The sequence below is a fragment of the Bacillus sp. EKM501B genome (genome assembly GCF_011800505.1).
Lineage (GTDB): Bacteria > Bacillota > Bacilli > Bacillales > Bacillaceae_G > Bacillus_A > Bacillus_A cereus.
Map to the genome: position 1 here is coordinate 110,360 of NZ_JAALFZ010000010.1, position 26,188 is coordinate 136,547.

A 26,188-nucleotide genomic window follows, 5' to 3' on the forward strand; every position below is an offset into this window, starting at 1 on the left:
AAGATAAAATGAGTAGTTTGCTAATACAGGATGAGCCATTATTAGTATTACCTCGATTAGCAAGTAAGATTGGATTGAACGAGGCAATTTTTCTTCAACAAATACATTATTGGCTTAAGCGCTCGAAACATTATTATGATGATCGTTATTGGGTCTATAATAGCATTACAAATTGGCATAAACAATTCCCGTTTTGGAATGAAAGAACGTTGAAACGTATTGTTAAAAATCTAGAAGAGTTTAATTTATTGATAAGTGGTAACTATAACAAATTAAAGTTTGATAAAACAAAATGGTATTCAATAAATTATGACAGACTAGTTGAATTAGAAATAGATAACGATTGTGACAAATTGTCTCAACGAAAAGAACATATTGTCATGATGGAAAATGATAATATGTCTCAACCAATACCAGAGACTACACAAAAGATTAACTCAGAGAATACCACTCAAAAAGATATAGTAGAGATAATTAATTATCTCAACAGTGTATGTAATACAAGTTATCGTATTTCAACTAAAAAGACACAAATGTTAATTAAATCTAGACTACAAGAGGGATTTAATATAAATGAATTTAAAGAAGTTATTGAGACGAAGGCGAAAGAATGGCTTTATACAGAACAGGCAAAATATTTAAGACCAGAAACCTTGTTTGGAACTAAATTTGAGGGATATTTGCAGCAGAGAAAGATGGTGAAATCAAATGGCTTTAACAAAGGTAACAGATATAGTACAAAGTCTTTCGAAGAAAATGAAATTCCTTTCTGAAACATGTGTGATATGTAATCAGGAGAGGAAGCGAATGGTAAGATTGATGGAGATTCAGGGTGAAACGATTTGTCCAGTATGTCGTTTAGAAGAAGAAAATAGAAGGTTAGAAAAAGAAATGAATGTTTTTCGTTATGAGAAAGAGGAAAGAAAACGTAAAAGTATATTTTACGATCAGAGTCTTATTAAAGATGAAACTATTAAATTAGCTAGATTTTCGACATTTATATCAGAGTGTGAAGAGGATGAAAAGAATTTAATTTTAGCTAAAAAGGCTCTTACAGACTATTTAAATGATATTCGATTTAATTTGATTCTTGTGGGGAAAGTTGGAGCCGGAAAAAGTCATATTGCATACTCTATAGCGCATGAAATGAATGAACAAAGTTCGGATAAAGTTATGTATGTTACAAGTTCAGAACTCTTTGATTACATACGTTCGACATTTAATACGCAATCTTGTGAAACAGAGCATAGTATAACAAATATGCTAATTTCTATGGATTTATTAGTCATTGATGATCTAGGAGCAGAGCTAGGGGATATGGATATTAATGATTTAAAAGCAACAGCATTTGTAAATCGTGTGTTATTTAAACTCTTTGATGGACGACAAGGGAAAAAAACAATTGTTACAACGAATTTAACAGGTGAGGCAATTATAAAAGCGTACGATGAAAGAGTTACATCTCGTATGTTTAATACATATCGACACATAGAATTTAAAAAAACAAGGGATAAGCGTAAGAGAAAATTACCTTTTTAAGAAAAGAATATATATGTAGATAAAAAACATATTATTCAAGAAATTTGTACTGTATGAATTGGTTCGGAAGTTAAGAAAGAATAAGAGGAATGGAAAGAGTATTTAATCAGAAATTACACGTATGTACATTGAAAGTAGTTTTTAAGTTTATTTAATATGTTTTAAATAATTAAATGGAGGCATCTTAAAAATGAGAACATATAAAGGATTTGAAGCAATTAAACGAATGAAAACAAATTGGATTACAACAGTACAAGAGACACCGATGTGTTGGAAAATAGAAGGTGAAAGAGTGATTGCTGATTATTTAGGTAAAAAAGAAAGCTATCAACAAATTAATTTCTTTTTTGAGAATGAATTTATAGATTGTAGAGAAACAATTCGAAAAGGAGAACTATTGTATATTGAAAATGAAAAAAGTGAAAAATTCATCGCTGAATATTGTAAAGAAAATGAAAAAGAAATAAAGCATGGTAGTTGGTTTTGGATTAATGGAGAGGAGTTCTCTAATAATTATGGTCATTTTGAAAAGAGTACGAAATTAAAAATTAGGAAAGCTGAAAAAAGTGAAAAATTATTATTTGAACAGGCAAAATTATTCGCTATCAAAGGGCGTAAAATAAATGAGTTTAGACTTGGTGATGTAGTTGAAAGAGATAATAAATTGTATAAAGTGGCTATTGTAAAAGGTGGAAGTGAATCTCAAATTGTAGTAGGATGTGTTCCGATTAATGGGGGCGCAATTTGTTATTATAATTCAAAAGATATAGAGATTCAATTTTTCGTTGAAGATATGGTGGTGTAGCAAGATGAAGTTATTTTTAATTAATCAACTTATTGAAAATGGAATTTACAAATATAAGGATAAACAATTATACGAATTAAATAGTGATGAGTTAATAAAATTAATCAAAAATCATAAGGATAAGAAAATAAATGTTAGTAATACAATGTATGAAATAATACATGAAGGATATAAGCCTTAATAGCAAATCATTGTAATGATTTAGAGATATGAAATTCAAATTATGATTAAGGATAAATGATAAGAAAGGGGCTTAACATGTTAAATATAGAATTACCAGTATTAAATAAAGAAGCTACAAAAGAAAATGTATTGAAAGCTATAAAGAAATACAGATTATTTATGAAGTGTAATTATCTTAACGAAACGATACTCTCGAAAGAAAATATATTCAAAGAAAATGCGAAAGAAGAGCGGATCAATTATATTATTGCGATGAACAAAGGTTTAGAAAAGTTAGATATTGAAAGTGATAGAATAATTATTCAAAAATATTTATTAAAGAATCGAGTTAATAGATATGAGGTCATGAAAGAGTTGAATTTATCCGAGGGAGATTATTATAGAAAAAGAAATATTGCTTTTTACAACTATGCATATGCATTAGGGATTGAGGTTGAGGAGTGTTAAGATTACTACTAATAATGAATAAGTTTTTAATATGGATTATAACCACCTGTGTAAACAAGCAGGTGGTTATTTTTATGTAAAAAAATGATGAAAAAGAGATAAAAACGAATCGTTATATACATATATCATATAAGTACAAAGTAGCAATGATAAATAGTATTAAGCAAGATTTTTTTTATAATTTTAGTTTTTTGGTGAGAAAAAATAAATGGAAATTAAATGTAGATTTAGATGGTCTCTATTTTTAACAATTTTGCTTTGTTATAAGGGTGGGAATGGTATATGCGAGATTTAATTATCCAATATAAAGAAACGTTATGTAAGCTAGAGAGTGCCAAAATAAGTGCAAAAGAAGAAGAGATTAAAATATTAACAAGTATGATTAGTGATGTCACATATGCTTTGGAGTGGATGAAGAATGCAAAGATGCCGGGTAATCGCAGGGGAATAGAACGTAGAGCTGCTTATCAACGAGAGAAATCATATGATTCCTTGTTAATGCAAAGGTATTTTCGTAGTACTGATACAACATATGAATGGGATGATGAAAACAAAGAAAGTGTCATTTCAGAATGGGAGAGAATAAAACTAGAAGATGCGCTCTCTACTTTGACAAAATATGAAAGAGAAATATATATCATGTCAAGAGGAAGAGGCATTACACAAGAGAAAATTGCTAAATATTTGAATGTTTCAAGAAGCACAATTAAAACGATTCTATATAGATCTGAAATAAAAATTGCTAAACAAGTAAGAAAAAGTCTTTTCTGCGAAAGTAGTTAAGGCTTTTTTTTATTTACAAATACATTCTTGTCACCATAGTGCCACCTATAAATAGAGAGTAATAAAATAAGTTTAAATGAAATATAAAAAATGAAGAATGGATACTAGCAAAAAGAAAGAGTAATCCAAAGGATATCTATAAATTAAATGAGAGATTTTAAAAGTGACGGCATCTTTTTATTTACTACAAAATAGGCAGTAGTACATGAAAAACTACAGAAGGATGCGATTAGATGTTAGAACAAGATATAGATACTATGCCAATATGTTCAATTTGCCTTGAAAAATGTTTGTGGGTTTTGAAATTTCCAATCACAATTCAGTATTGTGAACAAATGTTAATTCGTGAGGTAGTTGACGACAATATAACAACAATATGTATTGAGTGTTTAGAAAAAGAAATACAAATGATGAGTTAAAACGGGAGGGAATGCTAGTGGCGCGACCAATGAAATTGAATGATGAGCTGATAAATAGGTTGACCCAATATATTAAAGTAGGGAATTATATTGAAACCGCATGTGCGTTAGTTGGAATAAGTAGAAGTATAGTTTATGTTTGGTTAAAACAAGGGCGTAGGGCAATTGAAACGAGTGAAAAGACAGGTGAAGTAGTACCGAGAAAAGATAAGATTTATGTGAAGTTAGTCATGGAAATTGATCAGGCATTAGCATTTAGTGAAGCTAGAGACGTTGAGACAATTGGGGAGCATGCAAAATCTAATTGGAAAGCCGCAGCATGGAGATTAGAAAGAAAATTCCCAACTAAATGGGGAAGAAAAGATCAATTGCAAGCAAATGTAAATCATTCAGGAGAAATGAAAGTAGAGCATAATAAAATGGCTATGAAAATTGGGTGTGATGAGGAAATGCTTGATTTAGCTATGAAATTATTTGAGAAAGTTCAAGGAGGAGAATTACAATCATGACACGGATGAATGTGCATAAGTTAATAGATGAAAATACATTTAAGGAATTGGCAAAAGTGAACTACCCCTTTCTATGTTCAGTATACACATAAGGGATTCTATAAACATGCAAAGCACACAAAATTAATAACAAAGATTTGCCAAGATTTAATTGAAGAGAAATTATCGACTAATAGATTAATGGTGTTTATGCCACCTAGGCATTCAAAATCACAGTCTATAACAGAAACATTGCCAAGTTGGTATTTAGGAAATTATCCAAATAAGAGAGTTATAGAGGTATCTTATGCATCAAGTTTAGCTGAAAAGTTTGGTAGAAGAAATCGTGCTAAGATTGAAGAGTTTGGTAAAGAGATATTTAACATTAGAATTGATGAGCGACAAGGTTCCGTAACAGATTGGGCACTACATAACCACTCTGGTGGAATGTTGTCTGTAGGAGTTGGTGGTTCGATTACAGGGGAAGGAGCAGATTTATTAATTATTGATGACCCTATTAAAAATCGCCAAGAGGCCGAATCAATTACATACCGAAATAGACTATGGGATGAATGGGAAGATACTTTATCTACACGTTTACAAAAAGGTGCAAAGGTAATTCTAATTTTGACGCGATGGCATGAGGACGATTTAGCTGGTAGATTGTTAGAGAAAGAACAGGAGAAATGGACTGTGTTATCAATTCCCGCTATAGCAGAGTCAAGGAACGATCCATTAAACAGAGAAATAGGAAGAGGCTTATGGGTGGAACACTATGGCCAAAATTATTATGAAGATAAAAAGAAGTTTTCCTCTGCACGCTCATGGTTATCTTTATGGCAACAAAAACCATCAAGTGATATAGGGAATATTTTTAAAAGGAACTGGTTTCAATATTACGATGTATTACCAAATTGGGAACAATTTGATCAAATTATTACTTCCTGGGATATGGCTTTTGATAACACTACAAATAAAAGTTCATTTGTGGTTGGACAGATCTGGGGAAAAATAGATGGAGACAAATATTTAATTGATCAAGTGAGGGCGCAAATGAATTTCCTAGAAACAAAGAAAGCATTTGTTGTTTTTCACCATAAATATGAGTCGATCCTTCGGAATTCTGGGTTTAAAAAGTCCATTCCGAAATTAGTTGAAAAAAAAGCAAATGGCCCTGCCATTATTAGTTCATTGAAGAATGAAATAAGTGGAATTATTCCTATAAATCCACAGGGTTCAAAAGAAACACGCGCTGAGGCGATATCCCCTGAATTTCAATCTGGAAATGTATATATACCTAATCCTAAAATACAATCTTGGGTATATGATTATATAGATGAATTAGCTTCTTTCCCATCTGGTAAGCATAATGATCAAGTAGATACAACGTCACAAGCCTTAGAATACTTTTTTACTAAGCAAAAAAAAATAATGGGTGGAAAAATAAAAAGAGTTTAGCTGAACATGTAATGTTCAGTTTTTTTATATTGGTAAAGTTTTTATGAAAAACATTGAATAAATGATTTGTATATGAAAGGAGGCATAAATCTTATGGTTGAGAAAAAAGCAATTAAAAATGTGAAGGTACTTAATTTACAAAGTCGTAAGATGGCTTTACGTGATGAGGAACTTCAAAGCAAACAAATGACAATTGATCCATTTGCACAAGTGTACGGTGATAAAGAACTAGTGAAGCCTCCATATGATATGCAAGTATTATTAAATTTGAGAGAAAGTAACCCTATTCACTCGGCATGTATTAGTGCAAAAGTAAATGATATTGCTGGTATGGGATTTGATTTTGCACCGCTAGATGAAGTGACAGAGGCAAATCAGGAACAATATAAAGAATTAAAGCGTTTTATGAGGTATTGCAATAATGAAATGACAAGTAGCGAAATACTTAGGGCAGTTTGGGAGGATTATGAAACTGTAGGTTGGGGAATTATAGAGGTTGTTCGTAATTTGAAAGGGGAACCAGCGCAGCTTCACCATATCCCAGCACATACGGTACGTGCGCATAAAGATAAGATTCGATTTGCACAGATTGTAAATAATGAGGAGAGATGGTTTAAGAGATTTAGTTATCCATCAGATTTTAGGTTAGTAGATGGAAAAATGATTAGTGATAGCTTAGATGAAAACTCGTTATTAGACACTGAAGAAAAAGCTGGTGAAGTTATTGTAATTCGTAAATTTGGTTCTAGATCATCATACTATGGTATTCCGGATTATGTGAGTTCAATTGGTTCCATTGTAGGATCACAAGCTGTAAGAGATTACAATATTAATTATTTTACTGGTAAAACAATTCCAGATGCTGTTTTGTTTGTTGAGGGTGTTGATGAAATAGATGATTCAGTTGAAAGAGAATTAAAAACATTTTTCTCTGTCGAAACAAAAGGAGAACATCATAAGTTAGCAGTTGTTCCTGTCCCTGAAGGAGCCAAAGCTCGCTTAGAGAAATTAGGGCCTGATGTCAAAGAAGCGAGTTTTCGTTTATATCGCCAAGATAATGCTATGGAAATTTGTGTAGCTCATCGAGTTCCACCATATAGAATTGGTTGGGCTATGACAGGATCACTTGGACAGACGACAGCAAAAGAAATGAATGAAATGTATAAAAGATCAATTATTGAACCAGGTCAACAAATTTTAGAACATCGATTAAATACACAATTATTTAAAGAGTTTACAGAAACGTTGGGGGAATTGGACTGGCAGTTTCAATTAAATGAAATTGATACAGATGATCGAGCAAGTGATATGCAATATGCAATAGATGGATACGAAAAGAGTATATTAACAAGAAATGAATGCCGAAAAGTTATTGGATACGAACCAGTTCTAGAAGGAGATAAATTTTTAAATGAAGATTCAAATTCGATTTAGTAGTCTTGCTAGAAAGTAGGAATATATTATGCCAAATGAATTGAAAAATGTAGAAATTAGTTATGTTTCATTAGTAACAAAGGGGGCTAATGGTAGGCCATTTGCAATTATGAAGGGTATGAACATGAATGGCTCTAACGTTTTGAAAAATGTCCCTATTTTAAAGAGGGAAGATGAAAAACAACTTGTAACAGGGGTTGTTTATGAACCAAATATAGAAGATGCACATGGTGATATCATGACGGCTGAAGAAATTGAAAGAGCGGCTTATAATTTTTTAGAGAAATATAGATACATAGATAAAAACCATGACGAGTTGGCAGGAAAAGGAACAGTAGTAGAAAGCTGGATTTCTAAAAATAATACGGTTGTTGGGAAACAAAATATTAAAAAAGGAACATGGCTTATGACTGTTCGAGTAGACGATAGTGAAACATGGAAAGAGATCAAAAAAGGGAAAATCACAGGCTTTTCGATGGGAGGGGTTGGAGAAAGAATGGAGATGCCACAAATGGATGAGTTTACACAAGATGAGAAAGGTGTAATTCGTAAGATGTTTAATTTTTTTAAGTCACATTATGACGAGGAACAAACTCAGGAGATGGATAATCAGTCAGTAAATAGTAAACAAAACTCTAAGATGCAAAAGGTATTTAATTTGTTTGAAGATGTATTTTATGTTGGGATTTGGGAGGGAAATGTAGATATTAAGCAGATGGTTTCCACCTTAGATGAAATGAAGGACATTTTAAATACAATGAAGGGTGGTGATACAGATTTCTCGCCGGAAGATATTACTATTAATTCCATAAATGAAGTAGGCAAAATCTTATATAAGAAAAATGATAAAAAATTTGATGAAATGATTTCTTTGATGAACCAAATTAAAGAAAATAAGTTACAAAAAAACGCAGATCAAAATTCAGATGAGATTGCAGACATTGTAAAGAGAGAAATGGGTCCTTTTCTTGAGAGATTACAGGAGTTGGAAGAACAGTTAAATAAAGAACTTGAATCAACTCATGATACTAATGAATTAGAAAATGACAGAGAATCTAAAAAGACAAGTGAATTTATTCAGAAGGTAATAGACCCCATTTCAAAGAGACTTGAAGTAATTGAGCGATCAGCACAAGTTCGTAAAAGTCTTGGGGCTGATGCCAAACCAACAAACGAGATGAGAAAACCAGTAAATAAATGGGTAGGATTAGATCTATAAAGATAAGGAGAAATGAATCTATGAATAATAAAGAATTATTAGCACGTATTGAACGAATTGAAAAGAGTACAATGACAACAGGAGGAATGAAAGCGGGGCTATTATATCCGGAACAAAGTAAAGAATTTTTCCGAATGGTATTTGATGCAACTCCATTTTCTCAATTGCATCGCAAAGAGATTCGTAAAGCGAAAAAAGGTGAATTAGATAAAATTGCAATCGGTGGTCGAATTTTACGTAGGAAAATGGAAAATAGTGATGATGGCTATCGAGCGGGTGTAGAAACGTCGAAAGTTGAATATGATACAGTTTCTATTCGTTTACCATGGGAGATTACGGAGGAGCTACTTCGAGAAAATATCGAAGGTGAAGGATATGAAGATACTGTTATGACATTAATGTCAACTCAGTTAGGTATTGACCTTGAAGATCTTCATTGGAATGGGGATGTAACTTCAGAAGATCCATTTCTTCAAATTAATGATGGCTGGTTAAAACAAATTAAACAATCAAGTAAATCTCATATTGTCGATCATTTTAAATTAGTGACGGGAACGGGAGATGCTGAAGCTAGCGCCGGGTTTAGTAAAGACTCAATCTTTAATTTATCTAAGGCGATGCCTAATAAATATAAAAATGAAGGTTTAAAGTGGATTATGTCACCTGCTCGTAGAGAGAAGTGGATTGAATATTTAACAACTCGTTCAACTGGCTTAGGTGATGCTGCGTTATTAGGTACAGGGGATCAAGTTAATAAGCCGTTAGGGTATGAAATTGTCACAGTTCCTTCTCTTCAAGATGATGTAATTATTTTTGCAGATCCTAAAAACTTTATTGCGGTAAATACGTATGACACGCGAGTTCGTAAGACTGTAGAAGGTAAATCTGCTGTTATGGAAGATAAGCGATTTTATGTTATTCATTTGGATGATGATGCAGTTATTCAAGAAATGGACGCAGTAGCAATTCTTACTAATATACCTGATAAATTTGGGAATTAAGTAAGGTAATTTGTATATGAAGATTATAGAATTAAAATTAGGCGGTACATATACTGCATATGGCTATACTTTTTTCAACGGAGTAAAGGAAAAGGTTGCAAATGAGAAAGCAAACTATTTACTGAGTACAGGACATTTTAAGTTAATAGATAGTATAGAGGTTAAAAAGAAAGAGAAGTAAAAGAGGTGGAAGGATGGAAATTACTGTACAGGACATAAAGAACAGGGTAAATGTTCAACGAATGCCCGATACGGTAATCCAGGAACTCATTAGTCAATATGAATTGATTACTAAAAACTATTTGAGAAGTAAGCCAAGTAACCCAATGAAAGAGAAAGTTAGAACTAGTAAATTGGCTTGGCTTTCTTTTCGAGCAGAAAATTTGATCAAGGTAATCCATATTGGTTCTGGAGAAGAAGTTACCAGTTCAGTTTTTTCTGATGGTTGCACTGTATATGGTTTAAGTGAGAATCAATTATATGAATTTGAGTATACCATACAAGATTATGATGGGCTTTTGACTTTAATGAAAAAATGCATCATCGATATGACGTGTTATGCGGTAATTCGAACAAATCTACAATATGAAAATATGAAAAAATCAGCAAATATCGGAGATTATTCATATGAAATAAATATTGAATCGCTAGATGAGGAAACTGTTAATAAAAAGATTTTAAAAGTATTAAAAAAATACCGAAGTAGAAACCCTTTAATAGCATTATGAATGAAAGAATAGGCTGTGAACATTAGATATGGAAGAATTATATATACATGAAGTAACTGTGAAAAGGAATCAAAAGGTAAAACAGCCGGCAGGAAATTTTAAAGAAGAGCCTGTCATTATTTATGAAAGAATGAAGTGTCGTGTAACAACACACACAGCGGTAGATAATGAAAGGTTAAAAAGAAATAAACAAAATTTTGAGCCGAATTATAAAATTTATACTTCTGCAGAACATAACATCCATACAAATGATGTAATCTATTTTCATGATTATGTATTTGAGGTAAGAGGAGAACCAAGAAATCCATCATTTTTAAATCACCATATTGAATTGTATTGTGAGCTGTTGGAATAAAATGACGAATACATCGGAGTTCATGGTTACACGTAATGTAGAACAGGTTAAAGAACAACTTAATAAAATGATGGTAGAAAGAATTATAAGTGCTTGCAATCAACTGCAACGAGAAATGAAACAAACAGTATCAGGTAATCACAATGGTGTGAAGTATAAAATTCCACGATCGAGTCGCACATATATTGCTTCAAAACCAGGAGAGACATTTGCTTCTAGAACGGGAGAATTACAAGATTCCATTAAATATGGCTTACATATTACAGATAACGAAGTAGTAGGAACGATTGGAAGCCAATTAAAAAGAGCGGTGTATGTCGAAAATGGTACAAGTACTGTAGAAGCCCGACCTTTTTTCTTAAAAACGTTTGAAAAAGAGCGTGGGGAATTAAAAAGGACATTGGGAGGAGAACAATGACGACAAAAGCGATTGCAACAATTAGAAATATTATTGAGAAAGATACAATTGTGCAAAGTAATCTATCGAAATATGAAGGAGAGCCCGCTCTAACATTTCAAACTGCACAAAATGATATGAAAATGCCTTATGTGGTAATGAGAATTGAATCTAATAATCCGGATGATATAGAGGTAATTGATCGTATGATCCTCACTTTTGATATATATTGTGGCCAAGGTGATTATGAAAAAGCGGATGTAATTTCAAGGCGAATAGAACATTTGTTAGACAGAGAAGCGGGATTGTTAAGAGATTCTGGTATTATTACAATTCATCGAGCAGGCAGTATTACAGTTCCAGATGAAGATCCATCAATTATTCATATTAGTATTAAGTTTCTTGTACGGGTAGGAAGAATGGAATTATATTAAGGAGGGAAAAAAATGAGTTGGAAGCTTATTAATGGTGTACGTGAGGGTACAACTGATAATTTTGTTATTGGACCGGGTGTAATGTATAAAGGTTTTAAAAGTGTTAAAGACCTAGGTGAGATGTTAGGAGCTACTACAGGTGGCTGTAAAGTGGGGTTTACTAGAGAATACTATGATGCTGATATTGATGGTGTTTTAGGAAAACTAGTTCGCGGAAAATGGCTATTAAAAGATGAACCACATATGGAGGTTACACTAGTAGAATTTACGAAAGAAAATTTAGAGTTAGCTCTACCAGGCGTAGATGTAGATAGTACGACTGATAACGATTATAACATTGTAAAACCAACCAATGAAATTAAAGACGCAAGTTATAGTGATATTGCAATAGTAGGTGTAGTTTCAGGAAGTGATATACCGGTTATTTTTGTTATCCGAAATGCAATGGTAGTTTCTTCTGTAGAAATTGATTTAAAAGATGGTAAAGGAACTGTAGGACTTAAATGCAAATTTATTGGTCATTATAGTGAAAGTTCGCCTAATACACCCCCTTATGAAATTTATTTACCAAAGAAAAAAGCACCTAAATTACCTACAACAAGTAAATAAGTTGTAGGTTTTATTTTTAGGTTATAAAAGGAGATATTGAATATGACAACAATGCTAGAAAAAATGATGCATAATAGTACAGAAATTACAATTTCAGGTCAGAAGATGAAGATGAGACGTTTAAATGTAAAAGATGTTTGGCGTTTTACTAAGATTATTTCTAAAGTTGGTCGTCATGCAATGACTGATTTTATGGAGTTTGGGAAAGAAAAGAATGAAATTGATGAAAAAATTCAATTGGCCCAAATGAATGAAGAGCAACAAGAACAGTTAAATGAAATTGAAAAACAAAAAAAAGAAAAGGGTTTAGAGTTTGTCTTTCAATTATTGTCTATGATTCCGGAATGTGAAGATGAGTTTTCGGAATTTTTCTCTAGTCTATTACAGATTAAGCGTGAAGAATTCGATCAGTTACCACCAGAAGCTATGGTAGCAGTTATTGAAGGATTATTAGAAAGTGAAGATTTAATGTCTTTTTTCAATCAGGTCAAGGGTCTAATCAAATCTCAAAGTCTCAAGTGGAACAAACAAGAAATGTAGAAAATGACTCTAATAAATACATAGAAGAAACAGAGCAAAATATGCTAAGGGCTTTTGATAAAGTCCAAAAACGGTATGGATGGACAGATGATTATGTCTTATCCATACCGTATTCTCGTTTAATGGACTTATTTTCTTTTATTAGTCAGGAAGAGCAGCAAGAAGAATTAAATGAATGGAAAAAGATGGCCTTTATCGGATTTCAAACAAGGCAATTAGAAGAAGGAACAACTTTTCAGGACTATTTGCAAGCTTTTGGACTTACTGAATCTACGTCGGATGGGGAAGAAAATGAGACTATGGAAGTTTGGTCCAAAGAGGAATGTATCGACCATGTAAATAAGCTGATTGCAGAGTTTCAGTTTGAAGACGATCAGGAATAAAAAACTTCCTAGTTAGAAAGGGGGGAGTGAATGTTTACAGAAGTATTCCAGTTGTTTGGTACAATTGGAATTAAAGCAGATGAAGCTTATAAGGATTTAGCAAAGTTTGAGGAAAGTTTACAAAAGGCTTCTAAGAACATACAAGAAAAATTTCAAAAACCAGCAGAAGTACTTAATCAAATAAATGGCCAAATTCAAAAATTTGGTAACGGGGCGACCAATGTTTTTGGGAAGATTGGTAACAAAGCGGATCAAGCATATAAAGGTGTAGAAAAGTTTGAAGAGAGAGTGCAAAAAGCCTCTAATACAATGCAAGAAAAAATCCAAAAATCAGCAGATTCTCTTGGGAATATTAGTAAGCAAATGCAAACGTTTGGTGACACTATTTCAAATAAAGTTACAAAACCTATAGAACAAGTCAATAGCAAAGCTTTACAATTTGCTACCGATGTGGAAGGTTCTCAAAAAAAACTACAGGATATGCTTGGGTTAACTGAAAAAGATGCAAAGAGTTTGGCTGGAACTATTCAACCTATCGCTCAACAAGTCGTGAAGATTTCCAATATAGTAATACCATCGTTGAAGCAAACGGTTGAGTTAATCAAATCTGTTTCTAGTCTTATATCTAAGGCGAGTGAAATCATTGGTGGCCTTGTAAATATAGTTAAAACATTAATGCAAATACCGGGTGCAATTACGGCGATTATTAAAGATGCCTTAAAACTAATTAAAGTTTTTAGTGAGTTCGCACAGATATTGACTGGTCTTGGAAAATCAATGTTTTCATTAGTATTAAGTCCATGGGGCATTGCAATACTTTTAATGGTTGGTTTAGTATATGTGCTGTATAAAAATTGGGATTCAATTGTGAAATATACAAAGCAGGCAGTGCAATGGATCAGTGATATTTGTTCTAAAGCCTGGGATGCTATCGTTAAAGTTGCGAAGTCAGTATGGGATAGTTTGTCAAAGTTTTTCTCAAGTTTTTGGGAAGGAACAAAAAAAGTATTCCAATCTGCGGTATCGTTTATAGATAAAATACTTAGCGGTGCATGGAAAATAATTACTACTGTAATTACAATGTATATCAACATATGGAAAAAGACATTTGAAATTGGTTGGAATTTAATAAAAACGATATTTAATACAGTGCTAAACGTAATAAAAAGTGTTGTTAAGTTTGCTTTAGAATTTATTAAAAGCTATATTTCTACTGCTATTAAAACATGGCAAAATATTTTTAAAACTGGCTGGGATATTATAAAAACAGTTTTTACGACGGTGCTAAACTTTTTGAAAACATTTATAAGTGGTGCATTTCAAGCAATTCGCAGCATAATCACGACTGTGATGAATGGGATAAAAACCGTCATTTCTACAGTGTGGAATGGAATAAAGGCAATTTTTACGACTGTATTAAACTTCTTAAAATCAGTTGTAAGTAGTGTGTTTCAAGCAATTCATAGCATAATTACAACTGTAATGAATGGAATAAAGACGGTTATTTCTACGATTTGGAATGTAATTAAAACAGTTTTTATAACTGTATTAGAGACTATAAAGAATTTTGTGGTTACAGCATTTCATTTTATAAAAAACACAATTACGACTGTAATGGATATCGTAGAGTCTATTATTGTAACCGCATGGAATTTTATTAAAGAAACAATAATAGTTGCTGTTCGGACATTTGTTAACTTTGTGGTGGATAACTTTAATAAGATAAAAAACACAATATTTAGTGTTGTTGGTGCTATTAGAGATTTCATAGTAAGTAACTTTGCAGCAATTAAAAAAGCTATCGTTGGAGCGTTTGACGGCATTGTTGATACAGTAAGGGATGTATTCGGTAAAGTTGGTTCTATAGTTAAGGGGATAGCAAACGACGCTGTAAGCTGGGGGAAAGATATTATTGCTGGTATTGGTAAAGGTATGACATCTATGGCTGGCTGGGTTGTTGATAAAGCTAAAGGCGTTGTAGACGGAATACCAAAAGCAGTTAAAAGTTTCTTTGGTATAAAATCTCCTTCTCGTCTAATGATGGAGTACGGCGGATATATTACAGAAGGTCTTGGTGTAGGGATGGAAAAAATGATCCCGGCTGTGGACAAGGCTTCTGGATTGTTAAATAAAGCGGTTGTTCCACCGAAACCGATGCAACTAGTAACGGATGTATCTACCCGAATTGGACAAATGGGGGCACATTCTGCTGATATGATTGGAAAATCTGCACATCCATTTGCTGGGCACTCTTCTGTTGAAAAGAAAACAGATAAAGGTGTTACAATTCAAAATGCTACATTCAAAGTTGCTGTTGAAAAATTGCAAACTGCAGAGGATTTTGTGAAAATGAGAAAATTACTACAAAACGTAGTTGCTGACGATCTAATGGGAATGGCGGTGCGTAATGTATGAGTATATTAAAAACATTGCATAGAAGAGCTGGTTCATATCATCTCTTATGGGATGTTACAGAATTAAAAAGTACAATTAAATATACTATTAATTTTTCATGGCCTGGGACATATAATTTTTCTTTTATGTCCCAAGTTCCTATTGGTTCTGATGGTATGTTACCAGATAAATACTTTATTGTTCGAGTAAATGGTATTGAAAAATTTAGAGCAAGAGGTGCTTATGCCTGGGAAGCAAGAGAAATTTTTGTTGGTGCAGGGCCACAAACAATTGAATTTACAACAATCGGTTACGGTTCTTCTGACGTAGCCTATTTGCGTGATGTTTATTATCATGCATATGGGCCTATACCTACAATTGCAATGATTGAACAAACGAAAATGCCTAAATCCTTAAACGGATTAAAAAATTACAATGTTATGCATGGATATCCTCGTTACCAAAGTACTGGTAATAAAGGATGTGAAGTAGAATTTACTGCTTTATTCAATGATATCAGTCATTGGCGTGAGTTCATGAGTGAAATATATCGCCCTCATATTATTACAGGTGATTATGGTACCTATGGTGGTATTATTCCACCTAATGAAGTTGATGCAATACGTAAAGGAACACTAGTAATAGCAAAGTGTAAATTAATATCTATGTCACAAGCAGGTATTGGAGTTGATGGAATGTGAGAGAAGGATCTATTTCTTTAATCAGAATGTTAGGGAGCTATTTCCAAGTAGGGAATAATGCTCCTAATTTAATTGTTTATATGAAAAAAAGAGAATCTTCTTCTTATGTACAAATACAACATCGTGTAGTGAGCCTGGAAGTGCAGGAGAACGCAGATCAGTTCGCAAGTACATTTTCTATTACCTTTGCTAATGAATATGGGCAAATGGCACCTGATAACTGGTATGGTAAGTTTTCTTCCATTCAAGAATGGTTTTACAACAGTGAAGTAACAAACACAAACCAACTATATCCGCAGACTGAATTTAAGGTTTCTATCGGTTATGGCGAAGAAGCTTTACCGTATATACATGGTTTTGTATCTGACGTAAAGGTGAATGCCGAAAGCGGCACAATATCAGTTACCTGCACAACATCTTATAAAAAGGTTCTACAAAAATCAGTAATTCCAACGCCGGGATCAGATGAAATTGTTGCACCGACTGGAAATGTGTATGATGTAGTGAAATTCTTCCTTGAAAAAGCAGGAGTTACATTACACGGAAGTAGGGTAAACATTCCCGGTACAAATCAAAGCTGGATTATTGAAGGTGCAACTGGAAAGAGGTTTCAAAAGTGGGATGAAATTGTACGGGATATTATAGATACAACATTCCACTACATTAAACATGAACCAGATGGAAGTTGTACATTTATGAAAATGCCAGACTACGAAATTAATGAACTTGCCAAATTTAGTTTTAGAGAAGGGGAAAACCTTATCTCTTTAGATATGCAATTAACAGATCAGGACATTAGTAATAGTGTTGTTATTAAATGTGGAGATTATGCTAATGGTTTTATTAATTCATTCTTACTTAAAAATGTCTCTTTAGGAGATTTGCGAGAGGAAATGATAGAAGTACCTTGGGCAACAACATTCTTTGCAAGAAGGGCAGTTGCTGCAGCTTATCATTTAAAAGCAATTCAAAAATTTAGAACACTTACAGTTGCTGTGATAGGGAATCCGCGAATTCAATTGTTCGATGTGGTTTCCATTTACAACAGGGATTCTGGGCAACAATGGAACTACTTTGTTAAAGGAATTAACACAATGATTTCTGCTGATGATGGATTCTATCAAACTTTAGATTTATCCGTTAACTATGGATATGAACCTACTCCGTATACCGATATAACAGGAATCACAGTAAATGTAGATACATTACGATTAAAGCTGTGGGATTGGGATTATGAGGATGGGGATTTATTAAATATTTATTGTAATAACAAATTAATAGCAGAGAATTACTTTATCCGAAACAATCCTACATATGTTGATATACCACTTGAATATGGAGTGAATATCATCGTTTTTGAAGGGGTAAGAACTCCTTTAGGGGAGCTTACCGGACGATTACAAGTATTAGATACAAAAAATAATATCTTATTTGATTATGGTACTTTACCAGATTTAACGTTTCGTGGAGATAAAGATAACTTAGATGCAGGTCGATATTATATCAAACGCCCAGCAAAAACTTGGTCTGTTACAAGGGTAAATTAGGGGTGATTCTATGATAATGCAAAAGAACTTATATGATCCTATTATGTATTTAATGAAAGGATTAATTGATAGAGAATTTTACAGCGGTGGAAAACCGATGCCTGGTAACGATCCAAATGATGTGTTTAAAGAGGCTATGACCGAAGGGTATACACTGGTTCGTGATGGTGCTCGTTTATCGGCAGTTGATGGAGATAAATATCTGCACTACGATTTGGTTTTTAATGGACAAGCACTACTTGAAAAGGTCATTATATCCCATAAAATAACAGGTAAAAAGATGGAGATGCAACTAATTTATAACGCAAATAAACAATTAGATCGAGTACAACCAAGGCTTATTAATAAAGGTAGCGGTATGTTATCTGATTTACCAATTCCCGATGTGTCGTAATGATGCATGGGGATTTTTTAATACAATAAAAAGGGTGATTACCTTTGTTTGAAACAACTTATATAGCTGGTGGTCGATTAGATGCGCCATTTTATCCAACGAAAACTTTTCCGTATATGAAAGGTTTTATAATGGATTCTAAAGCATGGACAGAAGATAAGATGGAATACGTATTACCAATTGACATGGAGTTTTATGCCATTAGTGTGAGTAGTTCTATGTATGAAATCGATGATAAATGGTCGCTTATTGTAAATGACGGTATTGTCTGTGAGGATATTTATACAAAAAAAATACCAGAAGGTATAAGTCTTATGTCCTATATGCAATTAAAGGCTGGAGATAAAATTATTTTTAAATTCCATAACCAAGGAATTAATAATAAGCAAGTATGGATTGCTTTACAGTTTTTGAAGTAATTGGAGGGAGATTATGAGTTTTGCTGTAAATTATATGGCTGGTGGCCGATTAGATGCTCCATACTTTCCAACCAAAACGATTCCTTTTATAAAAGGAAGAAGAATAGGTGTTTATGAAAATATTCATCATAATGAATTTATAGCACCAGTTGATATGGAGATGATTGCATTTTCTATTGGTGCATCAAAATATAACGATAATGACTATTGGAATTTATATATTAATAATGAAAAAATAGCAGATGAAATTTATATGAAAGATGTTCCCGAAGGATTCAATTTTTCTGTTGTTAAACAAATTCCTGCGAAAGCGATTATCCGTTTTGAATATATAAATAAATCTTTAGAGAAAAAAGCTATTTGGCTTAATTATCAATTTTTAAAAGATTAGGAGTGAAGTAAAGTGGCGTTTATTGAAAAGGTATTTCAAGAGGGAAGTTTCTTAGATGATCTTGTAAATCTAGCAACTAGTAACGGATGGAAAAAGGTTAAAAAGTTTCAAAAGGCTGGGTATTCCTTGCAACTAAGAAATAATTATTATGATAGAGACAGTTTAATTAAATTTGGTTTAGCAGAACACACAATTATTAAAAATGTAGAAGGAACTATGTATGGATTAGTTCAAATTGCTTCTTGGGATATACCTAAAAAAGATGTTACTTATAAATTTGATACAGAAGAGGATAAGGCGGAGTTTATTAAGGATGCAAAATTAAGATATAGTAGAAATCTTGATCGTTCTTGTTTTTATATTTATATGATTGAAAAAGAACCGGTATTTAAAGAAGGAACAGCATCAGTAGTGACTTTTGATACTTTTCCAAAAGGCCTAATAGATGTAGAAGTGAGTAAAACAGACATTAATATGAAGGATGGTTCCCCGGTCATCGCCTATACTGATGCTAATACAGACGTTATGATGTCACCATTTGTAAAAATAACATTACGAAACCCAAACTTACAAGGTGTTGATGTGAAAACAAATTGGTGGCCTGATTCATTAGTTAGAGTAACTGGCCAAGTTGATAAGGATCGTGTGGTTTTATTAATTCAAGCAGATAATACACCTGCATTTGAAAATAATGTAGTTCCGGTTACACCTTTATATATGGGCAAAATTGAAAGCTATGCGAAAGATGATCAAATTGGTGACGCACTTTGGGCAGGGACAGCATTTGATACAGGTGCAGAAAATAGCTCACATGCATTTGATTTTAATGATAAGAAACCATATAGAAATGTGAATGATAGCTTGCCAATTTTAAAAACATATCCTAAATCACCAGGTAATGGTATTGATAACGTTATTATTAAGCGCTCGCGATTAGGGGCTAGATATCAAGCTCATTATATTGCTTGGAATGTTGCTCCGAATGAGATGCCGCCTGATAGAAAAGGAGTAAATGGTGGTCAATATCCACTAGCTTGGCAGTCTCATGATAATGATGAATATAAGTATCAATTTAATCCGTCGGTATATAGTGGTCGAGTTCATACATCTCGTGCTTATATTGTTCATCCAGATGAAGGGGTGCGAGGTTTCTTACCTCATATGGTTTTACTATCTCCTTTAGGATTATTGAATGGGGATAAGTTAAAAGTGCGAAAGAATACTTGTCCAGATACATTTGATATTTATCGTTTTTATAATGTTGATGCGATTTCGCCAATCACAAAAAGACCAGCGACACCATATCGTCCAGCTGGATTAGGAATTTATGAGAAGTCAATGTAAAGGGGAGAGAAAAACATGTGGTTTGATAAAGTAGCTTATTTACAAACATTACCAGTTGAATTAGAGAAAATGATTACAGAGCGAGGATGGAGTCGAAAGTTATACTTTAAAATTAGAAGTGGTATCAATAAATTTATTGATGTTCGATTATTTGAATCGTTAGGTAGCGATGGAGAATGGCGCAGATTTGGAGTGGCAAATGCTTATGATACGAGCGATTCTGATTTTACAGATGGTAGATTTATTCCTGTGGATTCTCCATTAGGAAAGCTAGGCATGGGAGATGGAGTGAAAAAGGAATTTCAAATTCCGACATTTCCTGTAGTTGAAAGTTCTTTATTAGTGTATGTAAATAGCATTTTACTAGAAAAGGATAAATATAAAGTTGATGCTAAAGCGGGGAAAGTTATTTTTAATCAAGCGATTGCAAAAGGAGATAAAATCACCTGTGAGTATCGATTAACAAATGATGCATACGAACCGAATAATGATATGATTTTCTTTACGTTTAACCAATATTTTATTGAGAAGGAAGTAAAGTTATCAGATGCTGAAAGTGATTTAGGAAACGGTACCGGTTCAAAAAAATCATTTAATTTGCCATTTTCAAATTTTGATGAGAATCGTTTTATGGTTTATAGAAATAATCAGATGGTTGATCCGGGGGAATATACAATTTCAGATACAGCAATTGAATTTCAAACTGCCCCAAAAAGTTCCGAGAACATTAAATTTTCTGGAGTGTATTTTCTAGCACCAAAGGCAGACGGAACGTTAGATACTTTAGTAGCCAAGACGTCATTTGACGTGCAGAAAATGGAAAGTATTATGGCAGAAGTATATTCTACAGTTAATTTTGTAAATCCTTCGCCTTATACACCGATTAGTTTTACACCAGAAGCCCGTTTTACAAAAGATTGGAAACGTGATTCTGTCGTTTATATGTATGGAAATGCGAACAAAGACCGTATTGTTATGTTTATGCGTGTAGATCCAACACCAAGTCCTGTTCGAGCATTATTTGTACCATTATATATTGGAAGAATGTACACATTTGATAATGCACCGCGTAAAAACACTGTAATTATTGGTGGTTGTCGTAACGGAGATCAATATAATTATGCGCCTAATAAAAAAATTGGAAATGCAAATTTAGACTACGGAGAAAATACAGGTAATGGAAATGATTCTGTATTATTAGCTCAATCATATACAGGTGCAATGTATCAAAAACATTATTTATCATTTATTACTCACGATATGGATATTGATAGTGGACAAGGTCGATTTAATCCATCTGTCTATAGTGGGAAATATCATTTGTCACAGATTTATATCGTTCATCCTAATGATGGATATGTTGGAAAATTAGATGATGTCTATGCTGTTCACCCAAAAAATATTCAACAGGCCGATGAATTGGAAATTGAAAAGGAAGTTACAAGTGAATCTTTAGGAAAAGGAAATGGAATGAGAAAAGTTTTCCATTTAGAGCATAAACCAAAAGCAGGAACACTTAAGTTGTTCAATGCATGTACTCAAGTTCCTAATACTGACTTTATTTTAAATGAAGATGATAAAACAGTGACGTTTAAAGAAATCCCAATTAACGGGGTAGAGATTACAGCAAGTTATGAATTTGCACAATTATATCGTTATACGTTGCCGACTACCGCAGTCTCTCCGATGACACAAGCGAAAGCAACGCCATTTAATCCGATTGGTCTAGCTATTTATAAAGAAGATATTTAATCATTAATCATATAAGGGGGAATGCAGAGAGTGAGTGAGAAAATTTATTCTATTGCTTCCCCTTCTTTATGTACGAAAAAGAAGAGTCATGTTGTTTCGATTCCTTTGGGATCAACAATGAAGAAAACATATAGTCTCTCGCTTTCTGTTTTAAATCCTTTTGTAAAAAATGCGAATAATTTTCCAGTCAGTTTGCCACCATATTCAAGATTCAAAGCTGTTAAGGAAGAAGATGCTGGGGTATTTGCAACCAAAATAGTAAAGGGAAAAGGTATATTAACAGACCTTGTTGTAGAGGCAATAAGGCAAGTTGAGGTGACTGCTAATATTGCTAAAGTGGATATTGCAAACCTAATGCGGAGTATCAACATGGAACTGTTAAGCATACAGGATTCTAAACCGCTTAAAGAAATTCTTGCAGATGTTCATTACTATCAGAAAGCAATGCAACATGACCGAACTTTTGATATGGAACATATGGAAGGGAACAATGGAAGCAGATTAGATACAAAGTATGCAGATGTAACAGAAATGTCTAGTACAGATCGTAAGATATATAAAGCAGGTAATATGCTCCCAATTGAGCAAGAGAGAGTAAAACAGAAATTACGAGAATTTGCAACCAATGTAGATGAAATACCGCGATGGGTACAGGTTGCACGTATTTTATACGGCGAAGGGTTTTATGAAACAATATTGACTGAAAGAAGAGAGCAAGAAATAGGTAGTACTGTAGTTAGAAATTTGGATCATGTAGAGATTAGCCAAAAAGAATTACCTGTACAAGATATAAGTGATTTTGAGCTTTATAATAACATGCCAAGAGAAGTAACTACTTCTTATGAGGAATTTGATTTATTTACTGATACAGGAATTCCGGTTTATATGCCAGATTATGATTTGTTTGCTCGTAAACAAAGAGAAATACAGGCTCGTAATATAAATTACAATACAGCGAATAGAAATGCCATTCAGCGAAATGGTGAAATAAATTATTTTGAATTTGTAAATAGAAAAGCGCTGAAGATAGATGGAAGATTTATTAATATAGAAGATTTAGAACGTAAAAAGTTAGAACTTCAAACTAATGAATATGATGTGTCATTTGCGGACCGCATAATGGAAGACATATATACATATGGTGGCCATGTATATAATAACGCTCAAAAACTATTAATAGAATATGATTCATCTCACATAGAAATGAATGACATGAATCATATAACGCATGAATATAAAAGTAAATTCATAAGTGAATATGAGTTATTGGAAAGACAGTACCATTCTAATGAGGTAAATTTAGTAGAAGCATTGATGGTATCAATTCAGAATCATTTGTACATGGATTATAATCTTCCAGAAATGATACAGAGTGATGTGCTCACAAAAGAAGTAGAAGTAAAATTAGCTGAAGAAGAACAAGTTAATAAGAAAACGAAACATGTATGGACTGAATATATACACCATGAGGAAATGGACCTAATACATAAACAATTATTGGGGACTATTCAAGATAACTATGAATTTGCTAGTAGACAAATCAAAAAATTGACCGGATTTTATGAGGAATTTGATCTTTTTAATAGTTTAGGAATCCCAGTTTATATGCCAGACTATGATTTATTTGCTCGTGTACAGAGAGAACTACAAGCGAAACAAATAACAGTTAATTCAGCTAAAAGAGACATACGTTCAGTATATGGTAATGTTCGTGATACTGATTTAGCAGATAGAAGCATGCAAGAGAAAGAGGGAGTCTTTTTCGATGTAGCTGCTATTGATAGAAAAGTATTACAAATGGAAGTGAATGTACATTCTTATGAACTTTCTAATCGAGTTATAGGTGAGCAAGAAGATATGGGGATATATGGATATGAACATTTCAATCGAGTAAATGGACAGTATCATACTGCTCAAGCAGATATATCGTCCATGAATCGGATTCTAGGTGAAATAGAAACTCCATTTACAAATGCGTATGAATTAGCAAAGCGCGACCTTCATGAGTTGTTAGTGGAGGATGATAGAGTAGCGAATTCTGTATTGTATGATCGATTGTTTATAAGTGAAGAAAGTAATGAACCAATAACAAGTGAAAGAGTTAAAGTCGATAATGAATCAGAATGTATTAGCCCTGTAGAGTTTACAAAGCAAGAACAATTGATAGCACATAATGAAGAAGGATATGACCTTGTTAATAGACATGTAAAAGAACAGGAATCTCGTTACGAAGAATTTGATCTTTTTGATTTAATAGGAACTCCAGTTTACTTACCGGAGTATGATTTGTTCGCAAGGATTCAAAGGGAATTACTAACGAATATAGAGACAGCTGAAATAGCAAATAGAGAAAATAATATAGAAGCAGAAATTAATACGGTTGATTCGATTGGTCATCTAGTGAATGAAGTAGCAACTAATATAATTGATAGTAATGATATAGGACATATTGAGAAAGAGTTACAAACTAGTATTGAACAATATGAAACTGCAACGAATAATAGGAATTGGTATGCAGAAAGTACTATATCTGATCCGATGACAAAGCGAGTGCCAGAAATAGATACGCATATAATCGCTACTGATCAATTAGAGAGAATAATAAAAGAACGTAATACAAATGTAATTAAGGATGAAGAATTAGAACGACTTACGAAACAACTCATAATGAAAATTAAGCATTTTGATGATATGCGACAAATTAATAATGAGTACGAGTCAAATATTTTTGAAACAGACGAATGGCAAAGAAAATTAGATAATAAAGCAGCAATACATGAATATGATATAAGTGAATTTGAAAGAGAACTAGCTAGTGAAGAAATCCGTACAACTTTAACGAATAAGTACAATACTTTTAATACTACTATTGGTCATATAGAACAATCCAGTCGAACAGTAGACAGCGAAAGTATACTTGTTGAAAGTGATACTTTTGTATTAGAAAAAGAACTAGAAGCATCGTATGAAGAGTTTGATTTATTCGAAGGATTAGGAATTACAGTTTACTTACCAGATTATGATTTGTTTGCAAGAACCCAAAGAGAATTACAAACAAATATAGATACGTATGAAATAATGAATAAAGAAAATGAAACAAGAGCAGAAATTAGTTCATTCTATCAGTTTGGTAATGTCTTGCAAGAAGTTGATGCGACTGTTGCAACGATAGATAATGTAAAAGTCGTAAAAGAATTAGCTGCAAAAATGATTGATAAAGAGAATTTTAAGATTATTGACAGAGAGTTACAGATTAGTATTGAACAATATGAAACCGCAATAAATGATCGAAACTGGTATGTAAAGAATATTACATCTGCCCCAATGGAAAAGCTTATGAAAGAGGCAGAGGCAAATATAGTAGTCACGGATCAATTTCATAAAGATGTAAGAGAATTTAATACAAATGTAGTGAAGAATGAAGAAGTAGAACGTACAGTACGAAATATAATGATGAATATTTTAGAATTGAAGGATATGCATCGGAAGTCAATTGAAGAGGCTTCAAATATACATGAGCTATATGAATGGGAAAGAAAATCAACTCATAAAGCATCCATAAATACATACGGTATGTTTGAAAATGTAAGAGAATTATCTGGTATAGAGATCCAAACAACTCCAATGAATAGAAGAAATCTCGTTCATACGAATATATATGAAATAGAACAATTTAATCGCATTTTAGACAACGAAAGTATACTTGTTGAAAGCGATACGTTTAAATTAGAAAATATCTATCAGGCAGAAGAACCGGTTGAATTTGAGGAAAGCGATATATTAATCGAAGAAGAACCAAAAATATGGTTAAAACATAGCCGGGAATCTTGGTGGAATAATTGGAATTGGAAGAAAACGAGATAATAAAGTAGAGTGCTAGATTAGTTTTTATTTAAGTATATGATATCGAATATTTGTATTTTATGGCATTATGTAATTTTTAAAATTGAACTGCTAGAGCTGTTGTAAAAGTAAAAGCTTAAGCAGTTCAATTGTATTTTAAATGTCTTTTAGTAAGTAAATT

General features: G+C 32.8%; 29 protein-coding genes. All 29 read left to right on the forward strand.

All coding sequences use genetic code 11. The features are described 5' to 3' along the window. Positions 1–8: 8 nt before the first annotated feature. A complete protein-coding gene (locus HFD78_RS18750) occupies positions 9–773 on the forward strand; it encodes a conserved phage C-terminal domain-containing protein (RefSeq protein ID WP_000096618.1) in 765 nt (254 codons plus the stop codon). Further along, on the forward strand, positions 709–1,539 hold the full coding sequence (locus HFD78_RS18755; protein ID WP_050428218.1) for an ATP-binding protein: 831 nt from the start codon (positions 709–711) through the stop codon (positions 1,537–1,539). The genes HFD78_RS18750 and HFD78_RS18755 overlap by 65 nt, the downstream gene beginning before the upstream one ends. 190 nt (positions 1,540–1,729) lie before the next feature. Then, positions 1,730–2,344, forward strand: a complete 615-nt coding sequence (locus tag HFD78_RS18760; RefSeq protein WP_001261478.1) for a hypothetical protein — start codon at positions 1,730–1,732, stop codon at positions 2,342–2,344. Positions 2,345–2,348: 4 nt separating this feature from the next. After that, on the forward strand, positions 2,349–2,525 hold the full coding sequence (locus HFD78_RS18765; RefSeq protein ID WP_000765291.1) for a Fur-regulated basic protein FbpA: 177 nt from the start codon (positions 2,349–2,351) through the stop codon (positions 2,523–2,525). Positions 2,526–2,602: 77 nt separating this feature from the next. Then, a complete protein-coding gene (locus tag HFD78_RS18770) occupies positions 2,603–2,974 on the forward strand; it encodes an ArpU family phage packaging/lysis transcriptional regulator (protein WP_000931946.1) in 372 nt (123 codons plus the stop codon). A gap of 282 nt (positions 2,975–3,256) precedes the next feature. Continuing rightward, positions 3,257–3,757, forward strand: coding sequence for a sigma-70 family RNA polymerase sigma factor (locus HFD78_RS18775; RefSeq protein ID WP_001205173.1), 501 nt, complete (start codon positions 3,257–3,259; stop codon positions 3,755–3,757). A gap of 233 nt (positions 3,758–3,990) precedes the next feature. Further along, on the forward strand, positions 3,991–4,176 hold the full coding sequence (locus HFD78_RS18780) for a hypothetical protein (RefSeq protein WP_000892959.1): 186 nt from the start codon (positions 3,991–3,993) through the stop codon (positions 4,174–4,176). Between the two features lie 11 nt (positions 4,177–4,187). Continuing rightward, positions 4,188–4,685: a hypothetical protein gene (locus HFD78_RS18785; RefSeq protein WP_069603977.1), complete on the forward strand. Its 498-nt coding sequence runs from the start codon at positions 4,188–4,190 to the stop codon at positions 4,683–4,685. A gap of 189 nt (positions 4,686–4,874) precedes the next feature. Next, complete coding sequence (gene terL / locus HFD78_RS18790; protein ID WP_238601938.1) at positions 4,875–6,122, forward strand: phage terminase large subunit; 1,248 nt, start codon at positions 4,875–4,877, stop codon at positions 6,120–6,122. 93 nt (positions 6,123–6,215) lie between these two features. Further along, complete coding sequence (locus HFD78_RS18795) at positions 6,216–7,556, forward strand: phage portal protein (protein WP_074593173.1); 1,341 nt, start codon at positions 6,216–6,218, stop codon at positions 7,554–7,556. A 28-nt stretch (positions 7,557–7,584) separates the two neighbouring features. Next, on the forward strand, positions 7,585–8,775 hold the full coding sequence (locus HFD78_RS18800) for an XkdF-like putative serine protease domain-containing protein (RefSeq protein WP_086391823.1): 1,191 nt from the start codon (positions 7,585–7,587) through the stop codon (positions 8,773–8,775). Between the two features lie 20 nt (positions 8,776–8,795). Further along, positions 8,796–9,776, forward strand: a complete 981-nt coding sequence (locus HFD78_RS18805) for a phage major capsid family protein (protein WP_001060157.1) — start codon at positions 8,796–8,798, stop codon at positions 9,774–9,776. A gap of 16 nt (positions 9,777–9,792) precedes the next feature. Continuing rightward, a complete protein-coding gene (locus HFD78_RS18810) occupies positions 9,793–9,957 on the forward strand; it encodes a YqbF domain-containing protein (RefSeq protein ID WP_000691127.1) in 165 nt (54 codons plus the stop codon). Positions 9,958–9,970: 13 nt separating this feature from the next. Continuing rightward, positions 9,971–10,504, forward strand: coding sequence for a hypothetical protein (locus tag HFD78_RS18815; protein ID WP_000406978.1), 534 nt, complete (start codon positions 9,971–9,973; stop codon positions 10,502–10,504). A gap of 28 nt (positions 10,505–10,532) precedes the next feature. After that, entirely contained in the window at positions 10,533–10,859 is a 327-nt protein-coding gene (locus HFD78_RS18820) for a hypothetical protein (RefSeq protein ID WP_000392020.1), read from the forward strand. A 1-nt stretch (position 10,860) separates the two neighbouring features. Then, positions 10,861–11,277 (forward strand): HK97-gp10 family putative phage morphogenesis protein, encoded by a 417-nt coding sequence (locus tag HFD78_RS18825; protein ID WP_033668458.1) that lies wholly within the window; start codon positions 10,861–10,863, stop codon positions 11,275–11,277. Then, complete coding sequence (locus HFD78_RS18830; protein ID WP_000208342.1) at positions 11,274–11,690, forward strand: hypothetical protein; 417 nt, start codon at positions 11,274–11,276, stop codon at positions 11,688–11,690. The genes HFD78_RS18825 and HFD78_RS18830 overlap by 4 nt, the downstream gene beginning before the upstream one ends. A gap of 12 nt (positions 11,691–11,702) precedes the next feature. Next, a complete protein-coding gene (locus HFD78_RS18835; RefSeq protein WP_000118565.1) occupies positions 11,703–12,299 on the forward strand; it encodes a hypothetical protein in 597 nt (198 codons plus the stop codon). 42 nt (positions 12,300–12,341) lie between these two features. Continuing rightward, complete coding sequence (locus tag HFD78_RS18840; RefSeq protein ID WP_000210326.1) at positions 12,342–12,839, forward strand: hypothetical protein; 498 nt, start codon at positions 12,342–12,344, stop codon at positions 12,837–12,839. Beyond that, positions 12,818–13,222: a hypothetical protein gene (locus HFD78_RS18845; RefSeq protein WP_098006014.1), complete on the forward strand. Its 405-nt coding sequence runs from the start codon at positions 12,818–12,820 to the stop codon at positions 13,220–13,222. The genes HFD78_RS18840 and HFD78_RS18845 overlap by 22 nt, the downstream gene beginning before the upstream one ends. 30 nt (positions 13,223–13,252) lie before the next feature. Continuing rightward, positions 13,253–15,637: a phage tail protein gene (locus tag HFD78_RS18850; protein WP_097862640.1), complete on the forward strand. Its 2,385-nt coding sequence runs from the start codon at positions 13,253–13,255 to the stop codon at positions 15,635–15,637. Beyond that, entirely contained in the window at positions 15,634–16,317 is a 684-nt protein-coding gene (locus tag HFD78_RS18855) for a hypothetical protein (RefSeq protein ID WP_000025596.1), read from the forward strand. Before HFD78_RS18850 ends, HFD78_RS18855 begins: the two co-directional genes overlap by 4 nt. Further along, entirely contained in the window at positions 16,314–17,864 is a 1,551-nt protein-coding gene (locus HFD78_RS18860; RefSeq protein ID WP_001206667.1) for a hypothetical protein, read from the forward strand. Before HFD78_RS18855 ends, HFD78_RS18860 begins: the two co-directional genes overlap by 4 nt. A gap of 10 nt (positions 17,865–17,874) precedes the next feature. Then, complete coding sequence (locus tag HFD78_RS18865) at positions 17,875–18,258, forward strand: hypothetical protein (RefSeq protein WP_098787586.1); 384 nt, start codon at positions 17,875–17,877, stop codon at positions 18,256–18,258. A 44-nt stretch (positions 18,259–18,302) separates the two neighbouring features. Next, on the forward strand, positions 18,303–18,677 hold the full coding sequence (locus HFD78_RS18870) for a hypothetical protein (protein WP_000464270.1): 375 nt from the start codon (positions 18,303–18,305) through the stop codon (positions 18,675–18,677). 13 nt (positions 18,678–18,690) lie between these two features. After that, positions 18,691–19,068 carry a hypothetical protein gene (locus HFD78_RS18875; protein ID WP_000006644.1) on the forward strand — a complete coding sequence of 126 codons (378 nt, stop codon included), beginning with the start codon at positions 18,691–18,693 and terminating at the stop codon, positions 19,066–19,068. 12 nt (positions 19,069–19,080) lie between these two features. After that, complete coding sequence (locus HFD78_RS18880) at positions 19,081–20,412, forward strand: hypothetical protein (RefSeq protein WP_000864068.1); 1,332 nt, start codon at positions 19,081–19,083, stop codon at positions 20,410–20,412. Between the two features lie 15 nt (positions 20,413–20,427). Continuing rightward, a complete protein-coding gene (locus tag HFD78_RS18885) occupies positions 20,428–22,164 on the forward strand; it encodes a hypothetical protein (RefSeq protein WP_098787585.1) in 1,737 nt (578 codons plus the stop codon). A gap of 21 nt (positions 22,165–22,185) precedes the next feature. Beyond that, entirely contained in the window at positions 22,186–26,028 is a 3,843-nt protein-coding gene (locus HFD78_RS18890; protein WP_002197107.1) for a hypothetical protein, read from the forward strand. The last annotated feature ends 160 nt before the right edge of the window (positions 26,029–26,188 follow it).